Source organism: Marinobacter antarcticus, assembly GCF_011049865.1.
Lineage (GTDB): Bacteria > Pseudomonadota > Gammaproteobacteria > Pseudomonadales > Oleiphilaceae > Marinobacter > Marinobacter antarcticus_A.
This window is the reverse complement of record NZ_DRGY01000031.1, coordinates 1-15,368: the sequence shown is the minus strand read 5'-3', so window position 1 is coordinate 15,368 and position 15,368 is coordinate 1. Positions and strand designations below refer to the sequence as shown.

The 15,368-nt window shown below is 55.7% G+C and carries 17 protein-coding genes; 10 read left to right on the top strand and 7 right to left on the bottom strand.

Translation table 11 applies throughout. The features are described 5' to 3' along the window. Positions 1 to 39 precede the first annotated feature (39 nt). Both ENI00_RS03680 and ENI00_RS03675 read right to left on the bottom strand, forming a co-directional pair. Positions 40 to 279 carry a hypothetical protein gene (locus tag ENI00_RS03680; RefSeq protein ID WP_304098966.1) on the bottom strand — a complete coding sequence of 80 codons (240 nt, stop codon included), beginning with the start codon at positions 277 to 279 and terminating at the stop codon, positions 40 to 42. 10 nt (positions 280 to 289) lie between these two features. Beyond that, entirely contained in the window at positions 290 to 1,759 is a 1,470-nt protein-coding gene (locus ENI00_RS03675) for a DUF4331 domain-containing protein (protein ID WP_304098964.1), read from the bottom strand. A 156-nt stretch (positions 1,760 to 1,915) separates the two neighbouring features. On the opposite strand from ENI00_RS03675, the gene ENI00_RS03670 reads away from it, so the two are divergent. From ENI00_RS03670 to ENI00_RS03650, 5 genes are all read left to right on the top strand, one after another. Then, positions 1,916 to 2,473 (top strand): sigma-70 family RNA polymerase sigma factor, encoded by a 558-nt coding sequence (locus ENI00_RS03670; protein WP_304098962.1) that lies wholly within the window; start codon positions 1,916 to 1,918, stop codon positions 2,471 to 2,473. After that, positions 2,470 to 3,183 carry an anti-sigma factor gene (locus tag ENI00_RS03665; protein ID WP_304098960.1) on the top strand — a complete coding sequence of 238 codons (714 nt, stop codon included), beginning with the start codon at positions 2,470 to 2,472 and terminating at the stop codon, positions 3,181 to 3,183. Before ENI00_RS03670 ends, ENI00_RS03665 begins: the two co-directional genes overlap by 4 nt. 93 nt (positions 3,184 to 3,276) lie before the next feature. Continuing rightward, the gene (locus tag ENI00_RS03660) at positions 3,277 to 4,284 is read left to right on the top strand and encodes a methionine ABC transporter ATP-binding protein (RefSeq protein WP_304098958.1); all 1,008 of its coding nucleotides are present in this window, start codon (positions 3,277 to 3,279) and stop codon (positions 4,282 to 4,284) included. Further along, on the top strand, positions 4,284 to 4,949 hold the full coding sequence (locus tag ENI00_RS03655) for a methionine ABC transporter permease (protein ID WP_304098955.1): 666 nt from the start codon (positions 4,284 to 4,286) through the stop codon (positions 4,947 to 4,949). Before ENI00_RS03660 ends, ENI00_RS03655 begins: the two co-directional genes overlap by 1 nt. A gap of 24 nt (positions 4,950 to 4,973) precedes the next feature. Further along, positions 4,974 to 5,756 (top strand): MetQ/NlpA family ABC transporter substrate-binding protein, encoded by a 783-nt coding sequence (locus ENI00_RS03650; RefSeq protein WP_304098952.1) that lies wholly within the window; start codon positions 4,974 to 4,976, stop codon positions 5,754 to 5,756. A gap of 109 nt (positions 5,757 to 5,865) precedes the next feature. Here ENI00_RS03650 and ENI00_RS03645 read toward each other — a convergent pair whose 3' ends face one another. Both ENI00_RS03645 and ENI00_RS03640 read right to left on the bottom strand, forming a co-directional pair. After that, entirely contained in the window at positions 5,866 to 6,519 is a 654-nt protein-coding gene (locus ENI00_RS03645) for a peroxiredoxin (RefSeq protein ID WP_304098949.1), read from the bottom strand. A gap of 142 nt (positions 6,520 to 6,661) precedes the next feature. After that, positions 6,662 to 8,023, bottom strand: coding sequence for an alanine/glycine:cation symporter family protein (locus ENI00_RS03640; protein ID WP_304098947.1), 1,362 nt, complete (start codon positions 8,021 to 8,023; stop codon positions 6,662 to 6,664). A gap of 203 nt (positions 8,024 to 8,226) precedes the next feature. Here ENI00_RS03640 and ENI00_RS03635 point away from each other — a divergent pair, with 203 nt between their 5' ends. Then, on the top strand, positions 8,227 to 8,634 hold the full coding sequence (locus tag ENI00_RS03635) for a CBS domain-containing protein (protein ID WP_304098944.1): 408 nt from the start codon (positions 8,227 to 8,229) through the stop codon (positions 8,632 to 8,634). A gap of 15 nt (positions 8,635 to 8,649) precedes the next feature. Then, complete coding sequence (fghA, locus tag ENI00_RS03630; RefSeq protein WP_304098941.1) at positions 8,650 to 9,498, top strand: S-formylglutathione hydrolase; 849 nt, start codon at positions 8,650 to 8,652, stop codon at positions 9,496 to 9,498. Positions 9,499 to 9,528: 30 nt separating this feature from the next. Here the strand turns inward: fghA and ENI00_RS03625 are convergent, their stop codons facing one another. Then, positions 9,529 to 10,659, bottom strand: a complete 1,131-nt coding sequence (locus tag ENI00_RS03625) for an HD-GYP domain-containing protein (protein WP_304098938.1) — start codon at positions 10,657 to 10,659, stop codon at positions 9,529 to 9,531. 276 nt (positions 10,660 to 10,935) lie between these two features. Between ENI00_RS03625 and ENI00_RS03620 the strand changes: the two genes are divergently transcribed. Further along, complete coding sequence (locus tag ENI00_RS03620) at positions 10,936 to 11,973, top strand: GGDEF domain-containing protein (RefSeq protein ID WP_304098935.1); 1,038 nt, start codon at positions 10,936 to 10,938, stop codon at positions 11,971 to 11,973. Here ENI00_RS03620 and ENI00_RS03615 read toward each other — a convergent pair. Beyond that, the gene (locus ENI00_RS03615) at positions 11,962 to 13,365 is read right to left on the bottom strand and encodes an MATE family efflux transporter (RefSeq protein ID WP_304098932.1); all 1,404 of its coding nucleotides are present in this window, start codon (positions 13,363 to 13,365) and stop codon (positions 11,962 to 11,964) included. The two genes, ENI00_RS03620 and ENI00_RS03615, sit on opposite strands and share 12 nt — an antisense overlap. Continuing rightward, positions 13,317 to 13,541 carry a hypothetical protein gene (locus ENI00_RS03610; RefSeq protein ID WP_304098930.1) on the bottom strand — a complete coding sequence of 75 codons (225 nt, stop codon included), beginning with the start codon at positions 13,539 to 13,541 and terminating at the stop codon, positions 13,317 to 13,319. The genes ENI00_RS03615 and ENI00_RS03610 overlap by 49 nt, the downstream gene beginning before the upstream one ends. Before the next feature lies 1 nt (position 13,542). Here ENI00_RS03610 and ENI00_RS03605 point away from each other — a divergent pair, with 1 nt between their 5' ends. Both ENI00_RS03605 and ENI00_RS03600 read left to right on the top strand, forming a co-directional pair. After that, complete coding sequence (locus ENI00_RS03605; RefSeq protein WP_304098927.1) at positions 13,543 to 14,415, top strand: carboxylate/amino acid/amine transporter; 873 nt, start codon at positions 13,543 to 13,545, stop codon at positions 14,413 to 14,415. A gap of 262 nt (positions 14,416 to 14,677) precedes the next feature. Next, a partial coding sequence (locus tag ENI00_RS03600) for a response regulator transcription factor (RefSeq protein ID WP_304098925.1) occupies positions 14,678 to 15,368 on the top strand: 691 nt, incomplete at its 3' end.

Sequence of the window (15,368 nt, the reverse complement as noted above, 5' to 3'; positions counted from 1 at the left end):
GCCGAACGCAACGTTTGTCGGGTCCGGTGTGGAGCTTTTTTATCTAAGGAGATCATCGTATGCCTTCGGATCATCCTGGTCGTTGAAGCTGAAGGTAACGTCATTAACGGCCACAGGGTCCCGGCTGAGATCCGGGTTGTTAATTTCGCCCTTCACGAAGGTTCCAAAGTCGACTGACATCGAGGACTGATCGTTCTGGCTGTTGTTTGAGCCCTCGAAACATCCCGTCAGAGCAAGGGCCAACAAACTCGCCCCAGCGAACTTTATAGTGAGTTTCATCATTCACTCCTTATAAGTTGGTTGAGCCGGCCAGCGGGGTTGCCAGGTACGGGAACACTACCTGGAGCTCGCTTGCATCAAGCTGAACGCCGTCGGTGAACGCCGCGTCCTTGTTGGGCGCGTCTGTTGTCAATGCACCCATAACAACCCTCAAGGCGGAATCGACTACGTCATCAACCGGGCGACGGCCGTTCGGGAAACCAGCGTTATCACCAACCAGAACACCCAGATCGTTTTGCGTGGCCGCAGGAGTAACTGCAATAGCCGGGTTCAGCCGCAGCATTTCAGAGCCTTGCACACCAACCGGCATGTTCACATCTTTTACACCGGTCAGGAAGACAGACACCAGATCCGTACGGGGGAAATTATTCGGTGCCACAGCTGTGCCTTTGAACAGTATTTCCAGCAATTCTGGCAGGGTGGGGTTGGTTACATAGGTGGCAAACTGGGTATCGTTCATCGGCTCGCTGGTGTTGAACAGATCCTTGTCCTTGAGGCCGATGACGACTTCATTCACCAGCGGCATGCCGAGGCGTGAAACCTGGGTCCAGGCGCCGCCTTCTACTGTGGCGCCTTTGCCGCCCGCAGTCGGCTCGGGATTGATGACTCGCGCCTGGCGTACGCTGGCGGTGGTCCACGCGCCAATAACCGGATCGCCCTTGCCGGTAACGGCCGTGCCGGTCAGGCATTCGGTGGGCACTTCCAGGGCAAACGAGGTCACGTTCTTGTCGGCCAGATCACCGGCGCCTTCGGCGGTACGTGCGCCGAGGGGATTGGTGTTGACCAGATCGAAAATTTCGCCGAGGTTCACCGCGAACGCTTCTTTGCGTTGGCCTACAAACACCTGGCCGTTGGTGCCACAGCCGGGAATAGCAATCGGGAAGATATGCTCGTTAGCGTAGGTTTCGTAATTGGCGAACGATTTTTCGCCGATGTTATCCAGAGGCTTTTCGAAGCTGCCGGTGCCGGTGGAGACGTTGGTTACGGCCTCTACAGTGCCGGTACGGCGGTCACCACGAATCACCGAAACGGTATACTCCTGGCTGACCTGAACATTGGCAACGTCTGTGGCGTCGCCAATGTTTTTAAGCGGAACGGAAACTTTCTTCGTGTCACCGACAGGGCCGACATCTAACTGAATGTCGTTCAAGGTGGTTGAGAACTGGAAGCGGAACGTGAGGTCTTCCTGCGCGTTGCCACTGTTGTCGATGTGGATTTCGTAAATGGCGTCGTCGTCCAGATCGAAATAGTTGGGGCCGCCGTAAGCGTCCTGAAGGGGCAAATAGTTGGCAATCAGAGTGACATAGTCTGCCCGATTGGCCTCATAGCTTCGGAACATATAAAAGTCAGTACCGTCTACCTTTGGCATTTCGGTGATAAAAGGGGCTTCGCGGTGGCTTGAAGCCTGGCTCAGGCCGGCGCTCAGGCACGCGCCGGCAACGGCGATCGCGAGAGCAGAGCGTTTGATAATTGCGTTCATAACGGTTCCTCAATATGTCTTGTTGTGGTTACAGCAAAAGGGGAACGTATGGCTGAGTAATAAAGATGCACGTTACACTGAAAAAAATTAGAGTGGTATTTGCATCTCGCCGGGTAGGTAGGGCGTATTGGTAATTGACAATCATACGGAGTTGGAATGTCTCACAGCGATACGAATCAGGATGACCTAATGCGCTTGTTAGTGGCTGTATCCCGAGAGGATCACGACGCGTTTCATCAGCTCTATCAGAGCGTGTCCTCAAAAATGTTCGGAATGTGTCTGAAATTGGCGGGACAGCGAGACCTGGCTGAGGATGCTTTGCAAGAAGCGTTCATACAAATCTGGCACCGCGCCCGGGAATATCATACGGACCGGGGTATGCCTCTGGGCTGGATGATGAGCATCGCCCGCTACCGGACGTTGGATATGATGCGTGCACGAAAAGTTCGCCGCAGCGGCAGTGAAGAGGATCTTGAGCACATTGAAGACGGGCGCGAAGGCCCTCTTGATGAGTCTCTTCGCAGCGCCGGGGAAGCCCGGCTAACGGGGTGTCTTGACGAGCTCAATGACGCGCAACGTGACAGCATTCTGCTCTCTTATTACAAAGGGCTTACGCACGATGAGCTGGCTCATGTGTTGAACTCCCCACTGGGCACGGTGAAAAGTTGGGTGCGCCGCGGTCTGATAACTTTGAAAAGGTGCCTGGAACGATGAAAAAGACACCGGAACGTATTGAAATGCTTGCTGCCGAGTATGTGCTGGGCTCGCTGCATGGCCTTGCCCGCAAGCGCTTTGAGCGCTGGATGATGGAATCCGCGAAGGCGCGCGAAGAGGTCTGGTTTTGGGAACAAAAGCTTGGATCACTCTCCGCTGACGTGCCGGCCGTCACGCCGCCGTCGTCGGTGTGGGATTCTATCGAGAATCGGTTATGGCAAAAGGGCAGCCAGAAGGCGGCGCCAACAGGCAAGGCGCAAGCCCGCGCCAACCATCGCTGGTTCTGGCCGAGTTGGAGCGCTGTCGCGACAGCCGCTGCCGTGGTTATGGCGTTCGTATTGATACAACCGTCGTCGGAGGTTCCCCAGACGCAGCTTTCCGGCGCTATTGTTCAAACCGATACCAGCGACCCGCTCTGGTTGGTGAGCGAAACCGGGCAGGGCAATCTGTTGAAGTTGCGTTCCGTCGCCGCCAGCGCCGCCGACACCGGCAAGGATTATGAGCTCTGGATTGTGCCGGAGAATGGCCAACCTCTGTCACTGGGCGTTATTCCCGCCGGTGGCTTGCATGAAGTAATCCTGACCGACAAAACCCGGCAGGCACTGTCGCAAAGCCGCACCCTGGCGATCAGCCTGGAACCCCTTGGAGGATCACCCACGGGAGAGCCAACCGGGCCGATTCTGCACGTAGCCCAGTTGTACGAGCTTTAGCGTTGTGTTTTAGAATTGCTTTGTAGGTTCGGGTTTGGCCGCTGAATGGTTTATAATTGCCGGCTTTAATTCTGCACCCACAAGGCGCTGATCGTGATTGTATTTAACCAGGTACAGAAGTCGTATCAGGTGGGTGGTCGGGCGATCCCCGCGCTTCACTCCACTGACATGACCATTGAAACCGGCGAGGTGTTCGGTATTGTCGGGCATTCCGGGGCGGGAAAATCCACTTTGGTGCGCCTGATCAATCTTCTGGAGCCCGTAACCGGTGGTAATATTCTGATCGATAACGAGAATATTACCCGGTACAGCGCCGCAGAACTGCGCGCATTCCGTCGTAAAGTCGGCATGATCTTCCAGCACTTCAACCTGCTCTCGTCAAAAACCGTTGCAGACAACATCGCTTTTCCGATGAAGCTGGCCGGCCTCTACAGCAAAGCCCAAATTCGGGATCGTGTGCAGGAGCTGCTGGCTCGTGTCAGCCTGCTGGATCAAGCCGACAAATACCCGTCCCAGTTATCGGGGGGGCAGAAGCAGCGCGTGGGCATTGCCCGGGCCCTGGCCTGCCGGCCTACCATCTTGTTGTGTGACGAGGCCACCAGCGCACTCGACCCACAAACAACCCAGTCTGTACTCAGGTTGCTGGCCGAGATTAATAAAGAGCTGGGCCTGACCATCGTGCTCATTACCCACGAGATGGATGTGGTGCGCCGTGTGTGTGATCGCGTTGCCGTGATGGACGGTGGCCGCGTGGTGGAAATGGGTGCCGTAAGTGATGTGTTTTTACACCCGAAACACCCCACCACCCGGGATTTCGTGTTTGAGAGTGAAAGCATTGACAGCCGGGAGCGCCAGGAAGATCTGCAAAAAGCCAACGGCCGTATTTTACGCCTGACGTTCAAAGGCGAGTCTACCTACAAGCCACTGCTGGGCAGTGTCGCGCGGGCCTCCGGTGTGGATTTCAGCATTTTGTCCGGCCGCATTGACCACATCAAGGACACGCCTTACGGCCAGTTGACCCTCTCGTTGGTAGGCGGCGATCTGGCCGTTGCCATGAGCGCACTGGAAGCCGCCGATGTTCACGTGGAGGTGGTGCGCTGATGGACGCTTTCTTGAGTAATGTGGACTGGCCAGAGATTGGCATAGCAAGCTGGGATACGTTGGTGATGGTGGGTTTGTCATTGCTGTTCAGCGTGCTGGCGGGCCTGCCGATAGGCGTGCTGCTATTTCTGACCGGTAAACGCCAGTTGTTGGAGCAACCCGTCGCTTACGCCGTATTGTCTTTCGTAGTGAACGTACTGCGCTCGGTACCGTTCATCATCCTGCTGATTGTGATGATACCGTTCACCGTGATGTTGATCGGCACGTCCCTCGGTGTGGCAGGTGCAATACCTCCGTTGGTTGCCGGTGGCGCACCCTTCTTTGCCCGATTGGTCGAAACGTCTTTGCGGGAGGTCGACCGCGGCATTATCGAAGCCACCCAGGCCATGGGCGCGAGCGTGCGTCAGATCATCTTCGGCGCCTTGCTGCCGGAAGCGCTTCCGGGCATCATCGCCGGCATTACGGTTACCGCGATTACGCTGGTGTCCTACGCGGCCATGTCTGGCGTTATCGGCGGCGGTGGTCTGGGTGATTTGGCGATTCGTTTCGGTTACCAGCGCTTTCAAACCGATGTGATGGTCATTACCGTGGCCTTACTGGTGATTTTCGTGCAGATTTTGCAGATGGTCGGCGATCGCCTGGTTTTGTATTTCAGCCGCAAGTAATTCTATTAACAGGAGAGTGCATTTATGAACCTCAAGAAAACCCTGGTGGCTCTGGCTGCCGTCGCTGTTTTTTCTGCAGGCGTATCCGCTGAAAAACTGTCCGTAGCGGCAACGCCGGTACCCCACGCGGAACTGCTTGAATTCGTGAAGCCTATGCTGGCGGAACAGGGCGTGGAGCTGGATGTGAAGGTATTTACCGACTACATCCAGCCAAACATTCAGGTGGACCAGAAGCGTATGGACGCCAACTTTTTCCAGCACCAGCCGTATCTGGACGAGTTCAACGACGGCCGTGGTACCAATCTGGTAACGGTTATCGGCGTTCACGTTGAGCCATTTGGCGCCTATTCAAACAAGATTGACTCGCTGGATGATCTGAAAGAAGGCGCCGTTATTGCCATTCCGAACGATCCCACCAACGGTGGACGGGCCTTGTTGTTGCTGCAAAAAGCGGGGCTGATCACGCTCAAAGAAGGCAGCAAAATCACCGCAACGCCGCGTGATATTGCCGACAACCCCAAAGATCTTGATTTCAAGGAGCTGGAAGCTGCAACACTGCCACGGATTCTTGACCAGGTTGATGTTGCGCTGATCAACACCAACTACGCGCTGGAAGCGGGCCTGAACCCGACGAAAGACGCGTTGATCATTGAGGGCTCTGACTCGCCGTATGTGAACATTCTGGTGGCACGCCCGGACAACAAAGACAGCGAGGCCATGCAGAAGCTGGCTAAGGCGCTGACATCCGATGACGTTCGCGAGTTTATCAAGGAGAAGTACAAAGGCGCGGTAGTTCCGGCGTTCTGATCAGAGCGAGAGCTATAAAAAAAGGCCGGGCAGCGAAACTGCCCGGCCTTTTTACGTTCAGTACCTTCTGTATTCAGTACCTTCCGTGTTCAGTAACAGGCGCCAGTGATCAATCACCGCTCCAGTTGGTTGTCGGATCCGGTGTCATCCGCAGGTAAGACTTCACCGCCTTGTAACCCTTCGGGAAGCGCTTCTTGATTTCGTCTTCGTCCTGCAGCGACGGCACAATCACCACGTCGCCTCCACGTTCCCAGTTACCCGGGGTGGCAACTTTGTGATCGTCGGTCAACTGCAGAGAATCAATTACCCGCAGAACTTCGTTGAAGTTACGGCCGGTGCTGGCCGGGTAAGTGATCATCAGGCGAACCTTTTTGTTCGGATCAATCACGAACAGTGAGCGCACGGTGAGCGTGCTATTAGCATTCGGATGAATCATGTCGTACAGCTCGGCAACCTTGCCGTCGTGGTCGGCAATGATCGGGAAATTCACCGCGCAGCCCTGAGTTTCGTTGATGTCCTTGATCCACTCGTGGTGTGAATCAACCGGATCAACGCTCAGTGCAATGGCCTTGACCTTGCGCTTGGCAAACTCGTCCTGAAGCTTCGCAGTCAGGCCCAGTTCCGTTGTGCACACCGGGGTGAAATCCGCCGGGTGAGAGAAAAGCACACCCCAGCCATTACCCAGCCATTCGTGGAACGAAATCTTGCCTTCGCTGGAATCCTGTTCGAAATCCGGTGCGGTATCGCCTAGACGTAAACTCATATTTGCTCTCCTTGGATGCTACGTTCAATAGCGTTGCTCAAGGTTCCGGCAGCCAGGCCGCCGGAACCATTTATCGGGTGTATACAAGAATCATTGGTGCTGGATGACAGGATTACAAGGGCCTGTTGACCCACCTCATCCATCACAGCCCCACAGACGTCTCTCGCTCAAAATGCTCTTTGGTCAGCTTGAACACCACCGGGCTGAGCAGCAGAAGCGCAATCAGGTTGGGCAGTGCCATCATGGCGTTCAGAGTGTCGGCGACCAGCCAGACCAGGCCAAGGTTTACCGTTGCGCCAATCGGGATCGCAATAACCCAGGCAATGCGGTAAGGCACGATCGCCTTCACTCCGAACAGGAACTCAACGCTACGCTCACCGTAGAAGGACCAACCCAGCAAGGTTGTGAATGCAAACACGGCCAGAGCAATGGCCACCACGTAATCACCAACTCCGGGCAGCGCCTGCGAGAACGCCATAGAGGTAAGCGCTGCGCCCGATTCGCCCGATGTCCAGGCGCCAGACGTGATAATAACCAGCCCGGTGATAGTGCAAATGATAATGGTGTCGATAAACGTGCCCAGCATGGCCACCATGCCCTGATTGATCGGGTTTTTGGTTTGCGCCGCGGCGTGAGCGATGGGTGCCGAACCGAGGCCGGCCTCGTTGGAAAAGACGCCCCGTGCAACACCAAACCGGATGGCTGCCCAGACGGCGGCACCGGCGAAACCGCCTTCTGCGGCGATCGGGCTGAAGGCATGCTCGAATATCAAGGCGAATGCGGCGGGAATGTCGGCGAAGTTAATGGCAAGCACCACCAGGCCCGCGATCAGATAGGACACGGCCATCAGCGGAACGAGCGCGCTGGCAACCTGCCCGATGCGGCGAATACCGCCAATCAGCACCAGGCCGACCAGCACCATCAGAATAACGCCGGTGATCCAGTGTGGCAGGCCAAAGGTTGTTTCCATCACGTCGGCAACCGAATTGGCTTGCACGGTATTGCCAATGCCGAAGCCGGCTATGGCCGCAAAAATTGCAAACAGCACGCCCAGCCAGGCCCATTTTTTGCCAAGACCGTTGCGGATATAGTACATGGGGCCGCCGACATAGGAGCCGCGCTCATCCACCTCACGAAAGCGCACGGCGAGTACCGCTTCGGAATATTTGGTGGCCATGCCGACCAGCGCGGTGAGCCACATCCAGAACAAGGCACCTGGCCCGCCGAGGAAAACAGCGGTTGCTACGCCGGCAATATTGCCTGTTCCGACCGTCGCTGAGAGGGCGGTCATGAGCGCCTGGAACGGAGGTATGTCACCGTCTGATTCATCCCCCGTAGCACTCCTGCCTTTCCACATAAGGCGGAAGCCGGCGCCGAGTTTGAGTACGGGCATGAGCTTCAGGCCAAGGCTCAGAAACAGGCCGACACCCAGAATCAGAATCAACATGGGTGGCCCCCAGACCACGCCGTTGATTGCGCCAATAAAGTTCTCGATAGCTTCCATGGGAATCTCCCTGTATGTGCCACGGTTTGATTTGTATTTTTACCCGAAAGGGTGACAACTGCTTGAGTTTAGTCAGATATTGTCATGTGTAAACCGTAAGCCGACGAAATTGGAGGATTTCACGCCTATCGCCTATGGTTACAAGACGGGGCTTGGCCCTTGGTCGATGCCTTTGGACCTGTTAACGATGCGAGGAGTTGCCCATGTGTGCACTCAGAGTTTCCGACCTTATGTCTAACCATATTGAGCCTGTCCGATGTGGAACGCCATTGACCGAAGTGGTCAAGGCGTTGTTGGGGAATCATATCTCCGGGCTGCCGGTGGTTGATGCGCACCGGCATTTGCTGGGTTTTGTATCTGAACAGGATTGCATTCATGCACTGCTGGTGAGCAATTATCACGGTGAGGGGGATCCGGTTGTTGACGATGTCATGTTCCGTGAGCCCCTGGCGATGTCTCCAGACATGTCGATTGTTGACCTTGCCCAGAAGCTCGGCTCCGGCAAGCCGAAAGTGTATCCTGTGGTGGAACACGGAAAACTCATTGGCATCGTGACTCGCACGGCTGTGCTGGCAGAGCTGGCGCGCATGGGGTGCGGGCTTGAGTTATAAAAACCAGAGGACACTATGGAACTTTTATCCACCAACGTCAGTTTTGACGGGGAACATCGCCGCTATCGTCACAGGTCGGCCACGCTTGAATGCACAATGGAATTTGCCGTGTACCTGCCTCCGATTGCGCTGGGGGCAAATCCCCCAAAAAAGGTGCCCGCACTTTGGTGGTTGTCAGGGCTGACCTGCAACGATCAGAATTTCATGCAAAAGGCCGGGGCCCAGAAAAAAGCGGCCGAGTTGGGTATGGCCATTGTTTGCCCCGACACCAGTCCCCGCGGCGTCAACTTGCCCGGGCAAGATGAAAGCTACGATTTCGGAAGCGGGGCAGGGTTTTATATCAACGCCACCCAGCAGCCCTGGGCGCCTCACTACCGCATGTACGATTACGTGGTAAAAGAGCTTCCGCAGCTGGTTGAAAGCGAACTGCCCCTAACCGACCGGCGCAGCATCAGCGGGCACTCGATGGGTGGTCATGGTGCACTAATATGCGCCCTTCGCAACCCGGGCCGCTACGCCTCTGTGTCGGCATTTGCGCCCATTGCCCATCCGACCGTATGCCCCTGGGGAAAAAAGGCGTTCAAAGGCTACCTTGGCGACAACCCGGCGAGCTGGGAAGAGTGGGATGCCACCTTGCTGATTGCGAAAGCCGGTGAGCGATTGCCCCTGCTGATTGACCAGGGCACAGCGGACGATTTCCTGGAAGACCAGCTCAATCCTCAGGCCCTGGTGGAGGCGTGCGAACAGCACAGCCACCCCATCAACCTTCGGATGCGTGACGGCTACGATCACAGCTATTTCTTCATCGCTTCCTTTGTTGATGATCATCTGAATCATCACGCCAGCGCCCTGGGCCTGAGCTGAGAGATTGGCAGAATCACCCGGGGAGCCCGGTCAGTCCGGGAATCCCCACATGCTGCTGAAGTTCATGGAGGGCATGATGTCTGGCTCTTCCAGCGCTTGAATGCCGAAGTATGGCACGCTGGTGTCGCGCTCCAACCGGGCGTCGCTGCTTTTGCCTGAGGCGTCAAAAACAATCTGTACGAAAGGCCCGCGCGCGCGCACTGGCCTGCCGGTAATAACGCCAACCTCGTTATTTTCCAGTCGTACCAGAGTGCCTGGCGGATACTCGCCAAGAATCTGAAGTAAGGCTTTGGGCAGGGCTGGCCGAAAGGTGCCGTCTGCCAGGTTGGCGATCAACTTGCGCGCGGCTGTTACGTTCATCCGTTTGCGATACGCCCGTTTTGTGATCATGGCAATGTAGCGTTCGGCCAGCGCGAGGATTTCCGCCTCTGGCCGAATGTCTGCGCCGCTGAGGCCCTTCGGGTAGCCGCTGCCGTCGGCCTGCTCGTGATGCTGTGCGATGATGGTAAACAACAGATCGTTATCAATGCCCGCCGCTTGCAGTGCGAGAATGCTCCGTTGTGGATGCTTGCTGATAACGCTTCTCTGCTCACTGTTGAGCACCTTATTGACGGCGTTGAGTTTATCGGCAATGGGGACCAGCGCGAGGTTTGCGCTCAGAGCCGCTTCTGTCAGCACGGGGATGCGCTGTTCATCAAGCCCGAACTGCCGGGCGATGAGCTGGCAGAGTATGGCGTAAAATATAATCTGTTCGTGAATGGTTGGTCCTGTGGAGTACAGATGTACCAACGCCAGGCAGGAGTCCGGTGCGTGTATACAGGCCCGCTCCAGGGCGTGCGCCAAATCCTGTATTTGGCCATGGGCCTCTGGTTCGCCGTTGGCGACTGCTGCCAGGGCGTTTTCAAGCGTGTGAAGATAATCCGGGTAACGGGCAAACGGATTGCAGTCCGCGCCATCGCCGGATGCCTCGTTGCCTTCCTGGTGCACCTCGATAATCCGGGGTTTGAAAAGACCACGCTCAAAAAGCTGTTCGAGCTGTGAATCGTTCTGGATCACATAGCCCTGACACAGCAGCACGCTGCCGTCTGAATCGTAAACTTCCCACGGAAGCGGCCGGCCAATTGTCAATGCGCCGGGAGCAATTCGAACAAGACTGGTCAAAATACTGTTTCCCGATGACTGCGTTGGCTTGAGCAGGTCTGACACCTGCCTGGCTCCGACTATTATAATAACGTTCGGGCGTTCAACACCCCGAAGGTTATTTAAAAGGATTTTGTTGGTCAGAGCTACCCATGTAAACGTTAAACTCTGCGAAAATACCCGTTTTTTATAACATTTTTAGGGTATTTTGTTATTAATCGTAGCAATCAACGATTACTGAGCTGCTCTGGATTATGCTTGAGCGATGCACTCTGATTTTTATGGAATTTCGTGAACATGTTGATGCGCCTTAAAACCGACTTCCGGTTGTCTATTATTACTCTTCTGGGTGCGAGTGCATTGCTCGGGATCACGCCGTTTGCGGTGATGCGCTTTCTGAGGGGCGAAGTGTTTGCCGGGTTGATAGACACCACCATTTTACTGACGGTTTTTGGCAGCATGTGTTACGCCTGGATAACCGGCAATACACGCCATAGTGGTATAGTGTTGGCCGTTGTCGCCTGCTTTGGCGCTGTTGTTGTCGCTGCGGTGGTTGGTGAAGTCGGGCTGTTCTGGCTTTATCCCTGCCTGGTAACCAGTTTTTTCCTTGTCGTTCCGCGCATTGCGATCTTTCTCAACCTTGCCTCAATAGGCGCCATGATGGCGATGGGCGATGTGTTTCAGTCGGGTGTACAAATGTGGACGTTCACCGCAACAGCCTTGGTGGTCAGTGCAACGTCCTTTGCGTTTGCCCAGCGAACCGAGCATCAGCGCGAGCGTCTGGAGCAGTTAGCCACCATGGATCCACTGACCGGTGTCAAAAATCGGCGCGCTATGGACGAGGCCCTCAATCTGGCGGCAGCCCACGCTGAGCGCACTGAATTGCCTTATGCCCTGGTGATGCTGGATATCGATCATTTCAAGAAGATCAACGATGAATACGGCCACGGAGTGGGAGATGGTGTGCTCGTTGATCTGGCCGCACTGATTCAACAGAGCACGCGTCGATCCGACCAGCTGTTTCGTTACGGCGGGGAAGAGTTCGTGATTTTATTGTCAGGCGTTGACGGGTCCGGCCTGACCGCCGTCATGAATAATCTTCAACATGCTTTGCGGAACAGGATGAGACATCCGGGAGGCGCTATCAGCGCATCGTTCGGAGTCGCCGTGTACAAACCCGGCGAAAGCGTAGACAGCTGGTTGGAGCGGGCGGACAGGGCGCTTTATGAGGCCAAGGAAACGGGCCGCGACCGGATCGTATTTGCGGAAGCTATTTCCACAGCCCCCGCCGCTAACGGCGATTTACCCGCGGGAAGCACCGGGCTAGTCGGTTGACTGGCCGCTGGCTTTCGGGCGATAGCCAAACAGCCGCCACCCCAGCAACACACTGGCCGAGGCCAACCCGCCGGTCAGCCCTACCCAGAAACCCGCAGCTCCCATCGCGGGAGCAATCAGATCGGTAAACGTCAGGGCATAGCCCAGCGGTAACCCCACACCCCAGAATGAGAACAGCATGATCAGCAAGGGAATGCCTGTATCTTTATAGCCGCGCAGGGCACTGATGCAGGTCACCTGGATAACATCTGCTACCTGGAAGATCGCCGCAAACATCAACAATCGAACGGTTACCGACTGAACATCGACATCGCTGGTGTACAGGGCAGCAATGCCCTGTGAGAAAACAAACAGGAGGATGGCGAAAACCAGAGCCGTTGCGGCCGCAAGAATCAGAGAGCTGCGGGAAATCAAACGAGCTGTATCCGGCGCGCCCGCACCGATAAGAAAGCTGATTCTTAATGTCAGCGCCATGCCAATACTCAGTGGCAGCATGAACAGCAGAGACACCACGTTCAGGGCAATCTGATGCCCTGCGACAACGACTGGGCCTAGTGGAGCGAGAAATAACGCGATGACAGAGAACACGCTGGCCTCGACAAAAATAGTGAACCCGATGGGTATGCCCATACTCAGGATATAGCGGATCAGCGCTGCGTTGGGCTTTGTCCAACTGGCGATCAGGTGAAATTGTTTGTAGAGCTGGCTGCGATTCAGGTAGATCAGCAGCGCAATGGCAGCAACCCCGTTGGAAAGGGACGTTGCCCAGCCGCAGCCGATGCCGCCCATGGCCGGCAACCCGAGCTTGCCGTAGATGAATATATAGTTAAGGGGCAGATTAACCAGTGTGCTCAGCACCGAGAACACCATAATCACGCGAGTGTGACCCAGGCCGTCGGTCAGCCCCCGCAGTGCTGTCATCAACAAAAGTGCCGGGATGCCCCAGGCAAACGCGTTCAGATAGCCCTGAGTGATGCGTGCGGTGTTGGCTTCGAGGTTTAGCCTTTCCAGAACGGGATGCACGTTGGTCAGCAACAGAATCATAACAATGGAGCCAACACCGGCGATATACAGGCCTTGCCAGGTCGCCGGCATTATTTTTGCCGGCGTACGCGCACCGTTGTAACCGGAAATAATCGGTTGCAGAGCTCCGAGCATGCCCATGAAAAATAAAAATAAAGGCATCCAGAGGCTGCTGCCGATGCCCACACCCGCCAGGTCTTCCGCGCTGGCGTGGCCGGCCATTATCGTGTCGATAACGCCATTGGCCATCTGGGCAATCTGGGCGATCAGGATAGGTCCGCCCAGTATTGACAGGGTTTTCCATTCGGTCAAAGTACGGGTTATAAGCGGCTGTCGTACTTCCGGCAGGGGCTGGTGTACTTCATCCATAGAATGCGTGGTCCGAAGGGTTGGAGCGGATAATCATCGAAAGCAAAATTCGCGGGGCGAATATCGTAACGGATCGCCACCGCGGGCGTCATAGGGATTTGCCACCAAAAGACGCTGAAAGCGGCCTCAAAATCCGTTAAAGTACGCGCCCGCAATTTCATACGGATAGCATGCATTATGGGCCTCCTGGTTTTTGTCACCGTACTCTGGGCATTCTCCTTCAGCCTGATTGGCGAGTTTCTCGCCGGCCAGGTAGACAGTGATTTTGCGGTGCTTAGCCGTGTATTGCTGGCAACGTTGATATTTTTGCCGTTTACTCGTTGGCGAGGCGTGCCCGGAGGTCTGAAACTGGGCGTGCTGGTAACCGGCATGCTTCAGTTTGGCATCACGTATTTGTGCTTGTATCGCTCGTTCAGCTATCTGACGGTTCCGGAAGTGTTGCTGTTCACCATATTCACGCCGCTTTACGTAACTCTCATTGATGACGCCCTGTCGCGTCGATTTTCCCCGGTTGCACTGGTTGCGGCCGCCATAGCCACATTAGGCGCCGGCGTCATCCGCTACGATGGCCTCAGCGAGGATTTTGTCACCGGCTTTCTGTTGTTGCAGGTCGCGAATTTTACCTTTGCGGCCGGTCAGGTGGGCTACAAACACGTGATGCAGCGTTATCCGGTTGATATCCCTGCGTTTCGTACGTTTGGCTACTTTTTCATGGGCGCACTGATTATTGCGCTGCCCTCCTTCGTGGTGTTTGGCAATTCTGACCGCCTGCCGGCTACCGCTGTGCAATGGGGCGTTCTCACCTGGTTGGGGCTTGCCGCGTCCGGGCTGGGTCTGTTCTTGTGGAACCGCGGAGCCTGCCGCGTGGATGCGGGCACACTCGCGATCATGAACAACGTGTTGGTGCCTGTCGGGTTACTGGTAAACCTGCTCATCTGGAACCGGGATGCGGATTTACTGAGGCTGGCCATAGGGGGCGGGATCATTGCTGCGTCCTTGTGGGTCAATGCCCGCCGCCACTCTCACATTGCTAATCGGGCCGCTCTTTAACCAGGCCTGTTCAGGCCTGGCTGTGCCGGTCTGGGCTTTGGCGAACAGCATGGAAATCAGTTTTACTCAACGTTCGTGATGGCCCGCAAAGCCTCCATGTGAGGTTTTACGGCTTCAATATCAGCGAGCGGAGCGTCGTTGGCCCTTTGCGTAAGGCCAAGCGTCTTCTTTTCTGTCGCAGACGGCTCTGTGTGACAAATTTGTGAAGTTTTCGCGTTAGACTTACAAATCATAATCCCAGCATCGCGACACCAGGAACGCCATGACACGCACAGTACTGATTATTGAGGATAACCCCGGAATCGGTGAGTTGGTCAGTATGCAGGTCAAGGATCTGGATATGGAGCCGATTCTCGTGGATCGCGGCGATGACGGCCTTGAGCGATTTCGCCAGGGCGGTATTGATCTGGTTGTTCTCGATTTGATGCTGCCGGGGCTTGACGGGCTGTCAGTTTGCCGGGAAATTCGCGCGATCCCAGGCTACGTGCCTGTACTGATACTGACGGCCAAAAGCACAGAGCTGGACCGGGTGCTTGGCCTCGAAATGGGCGCAGACGACTACTTGACCAAACCGTTCAGTGTTGCTGAGCTTGCCGCTCGCGTTAAAGCCTTGTTCCGACGGGTGGATGCGCTTTCTGCCCAAGGCTCTGAACCGGAAAAAGCGGAAGAAGTAGAAGTGGATGGTCTCAGAATAGACCCGGTTCGGCGCCGAGTGTTTGTTCGTGGCAACGAGGCAGAGCTTACGGCCCGTGAATTTGATTTGCTCTGGCATTTTGCCTGCCATCGCGGCCGGGTGTTCAGCCGGGCGCAACTGCTGGATGCGGTATGGGGGTATAACCATGAGGGCTATGAGCATACGGTTAACACCCACATCAACCGTTTGCGCAACAAAATTGAAACCAACCTGGCCGAGCCCCGTTATGTGCAAACGGTTTGGGGTGTTGGTTATCGGT

Excerpts from the sequence above, each read along its gene's own strand:
- ENI00_RS03680 (WP_304098966.1), bottom strand. The coding sequence starts at position 279 with ATGAAACTCACTATAAAGTTCGCTGGGGCGAGTTTGTTGGCCCTTGCT.
- ENI00_RS03675 (WP_304098964.1), bottom strand. The coding sequence starts at position 1,759 with ATGAACGCAATTATCAAACGCTCTGCTCTCGCGATCGCCGTTGCCGGC.
- ENI00_RS03670 (WP_304098962.1), top strand. The coding sequence starts at position 1,916 with ATGTCTCACAGCGATACGAATCAGGATGACCTAATGCGCTTGTTAGTG.
- ENI00_RS03665 (WP_304098960.1), top strand. The coding sequence starts at position 2,470 with ATGAAAAAGACACCGGAACGTATTGAAATGCTTGCTGCCGAGTATGTG.
- ENI00_RS03655 (WP_304098955.1), top strand. The coding sequence starts at position 4,284 with ATGGACGCTTTCTTGAGTAATGTGGACTGGCCAGAGATTGGCATAGCA.
- ENI00_RS03650 (WP_304098952.1), top strand. The coding sequence starts at position 4,974 with ATGAACCTCAAGAAAACCCTGGTGGCTCTGGCTGCCGTCGCTGTTTTT.
- ENI00_RS03645 (WP_304098949.1), bottom strand. The coding sequence starts at position 6,519 with ATGAGTTTACGTCTAGGCGATACCGCACCGGATTTCGAACAGGATTCC.
- ENI00_RS03640 (WP_304098947.1), bottom strand. The coding sequence starts at position 8,023 with ATGGAAGCTATCGAGAACTTTATTGGCGCAATCAACGGCGTGGTCTGG.
- ENI00_RS03635 (WP_304098944.1), top strand. The coding sequence starts at position 8,227 with ATGTGTGCACTCAGAGTTTCCGACCTTATGTCTAACCATATTGAGCCT.
- fghA (WP_304098941.1), top strand. The coding sequence starts at position 8,650 with ATGGAACTTTTATCCACCAACGTCAGTTTTGACGGGGAACATCGCCGC.
- ENI00_RS03620 (WP_304098935.1), top strand. The coding sequence starts at position 10,936 with ATGTTGATGCGCCTTAAAACCGACTTCCGGTTGTCTATTATTACTCTT.
- ENI00_RS03615 (WP_304098932.1), bottom strand. The coding sequence starts at position 13,365 with ATGGATGAAGTACACCAGCCCCTGCCGGAAGTACGACAGCCGCTTATA.
- ENI00_RS03610 (WP_304098930.1), bottom strand. The coding sequence starts at position 13,541 with ATGCATGCTATCCGTATGAAATTGCGGGCGCGTACTTTAACGGATTTT.
- ENI00_RS03605 (WP_304098927.1), top strand. The coding sequence starts at position 13,543 with ATGGGCCTCCTGGTTTTTGTCACCGTACTCTGGGCATTCTCCTTCAGC.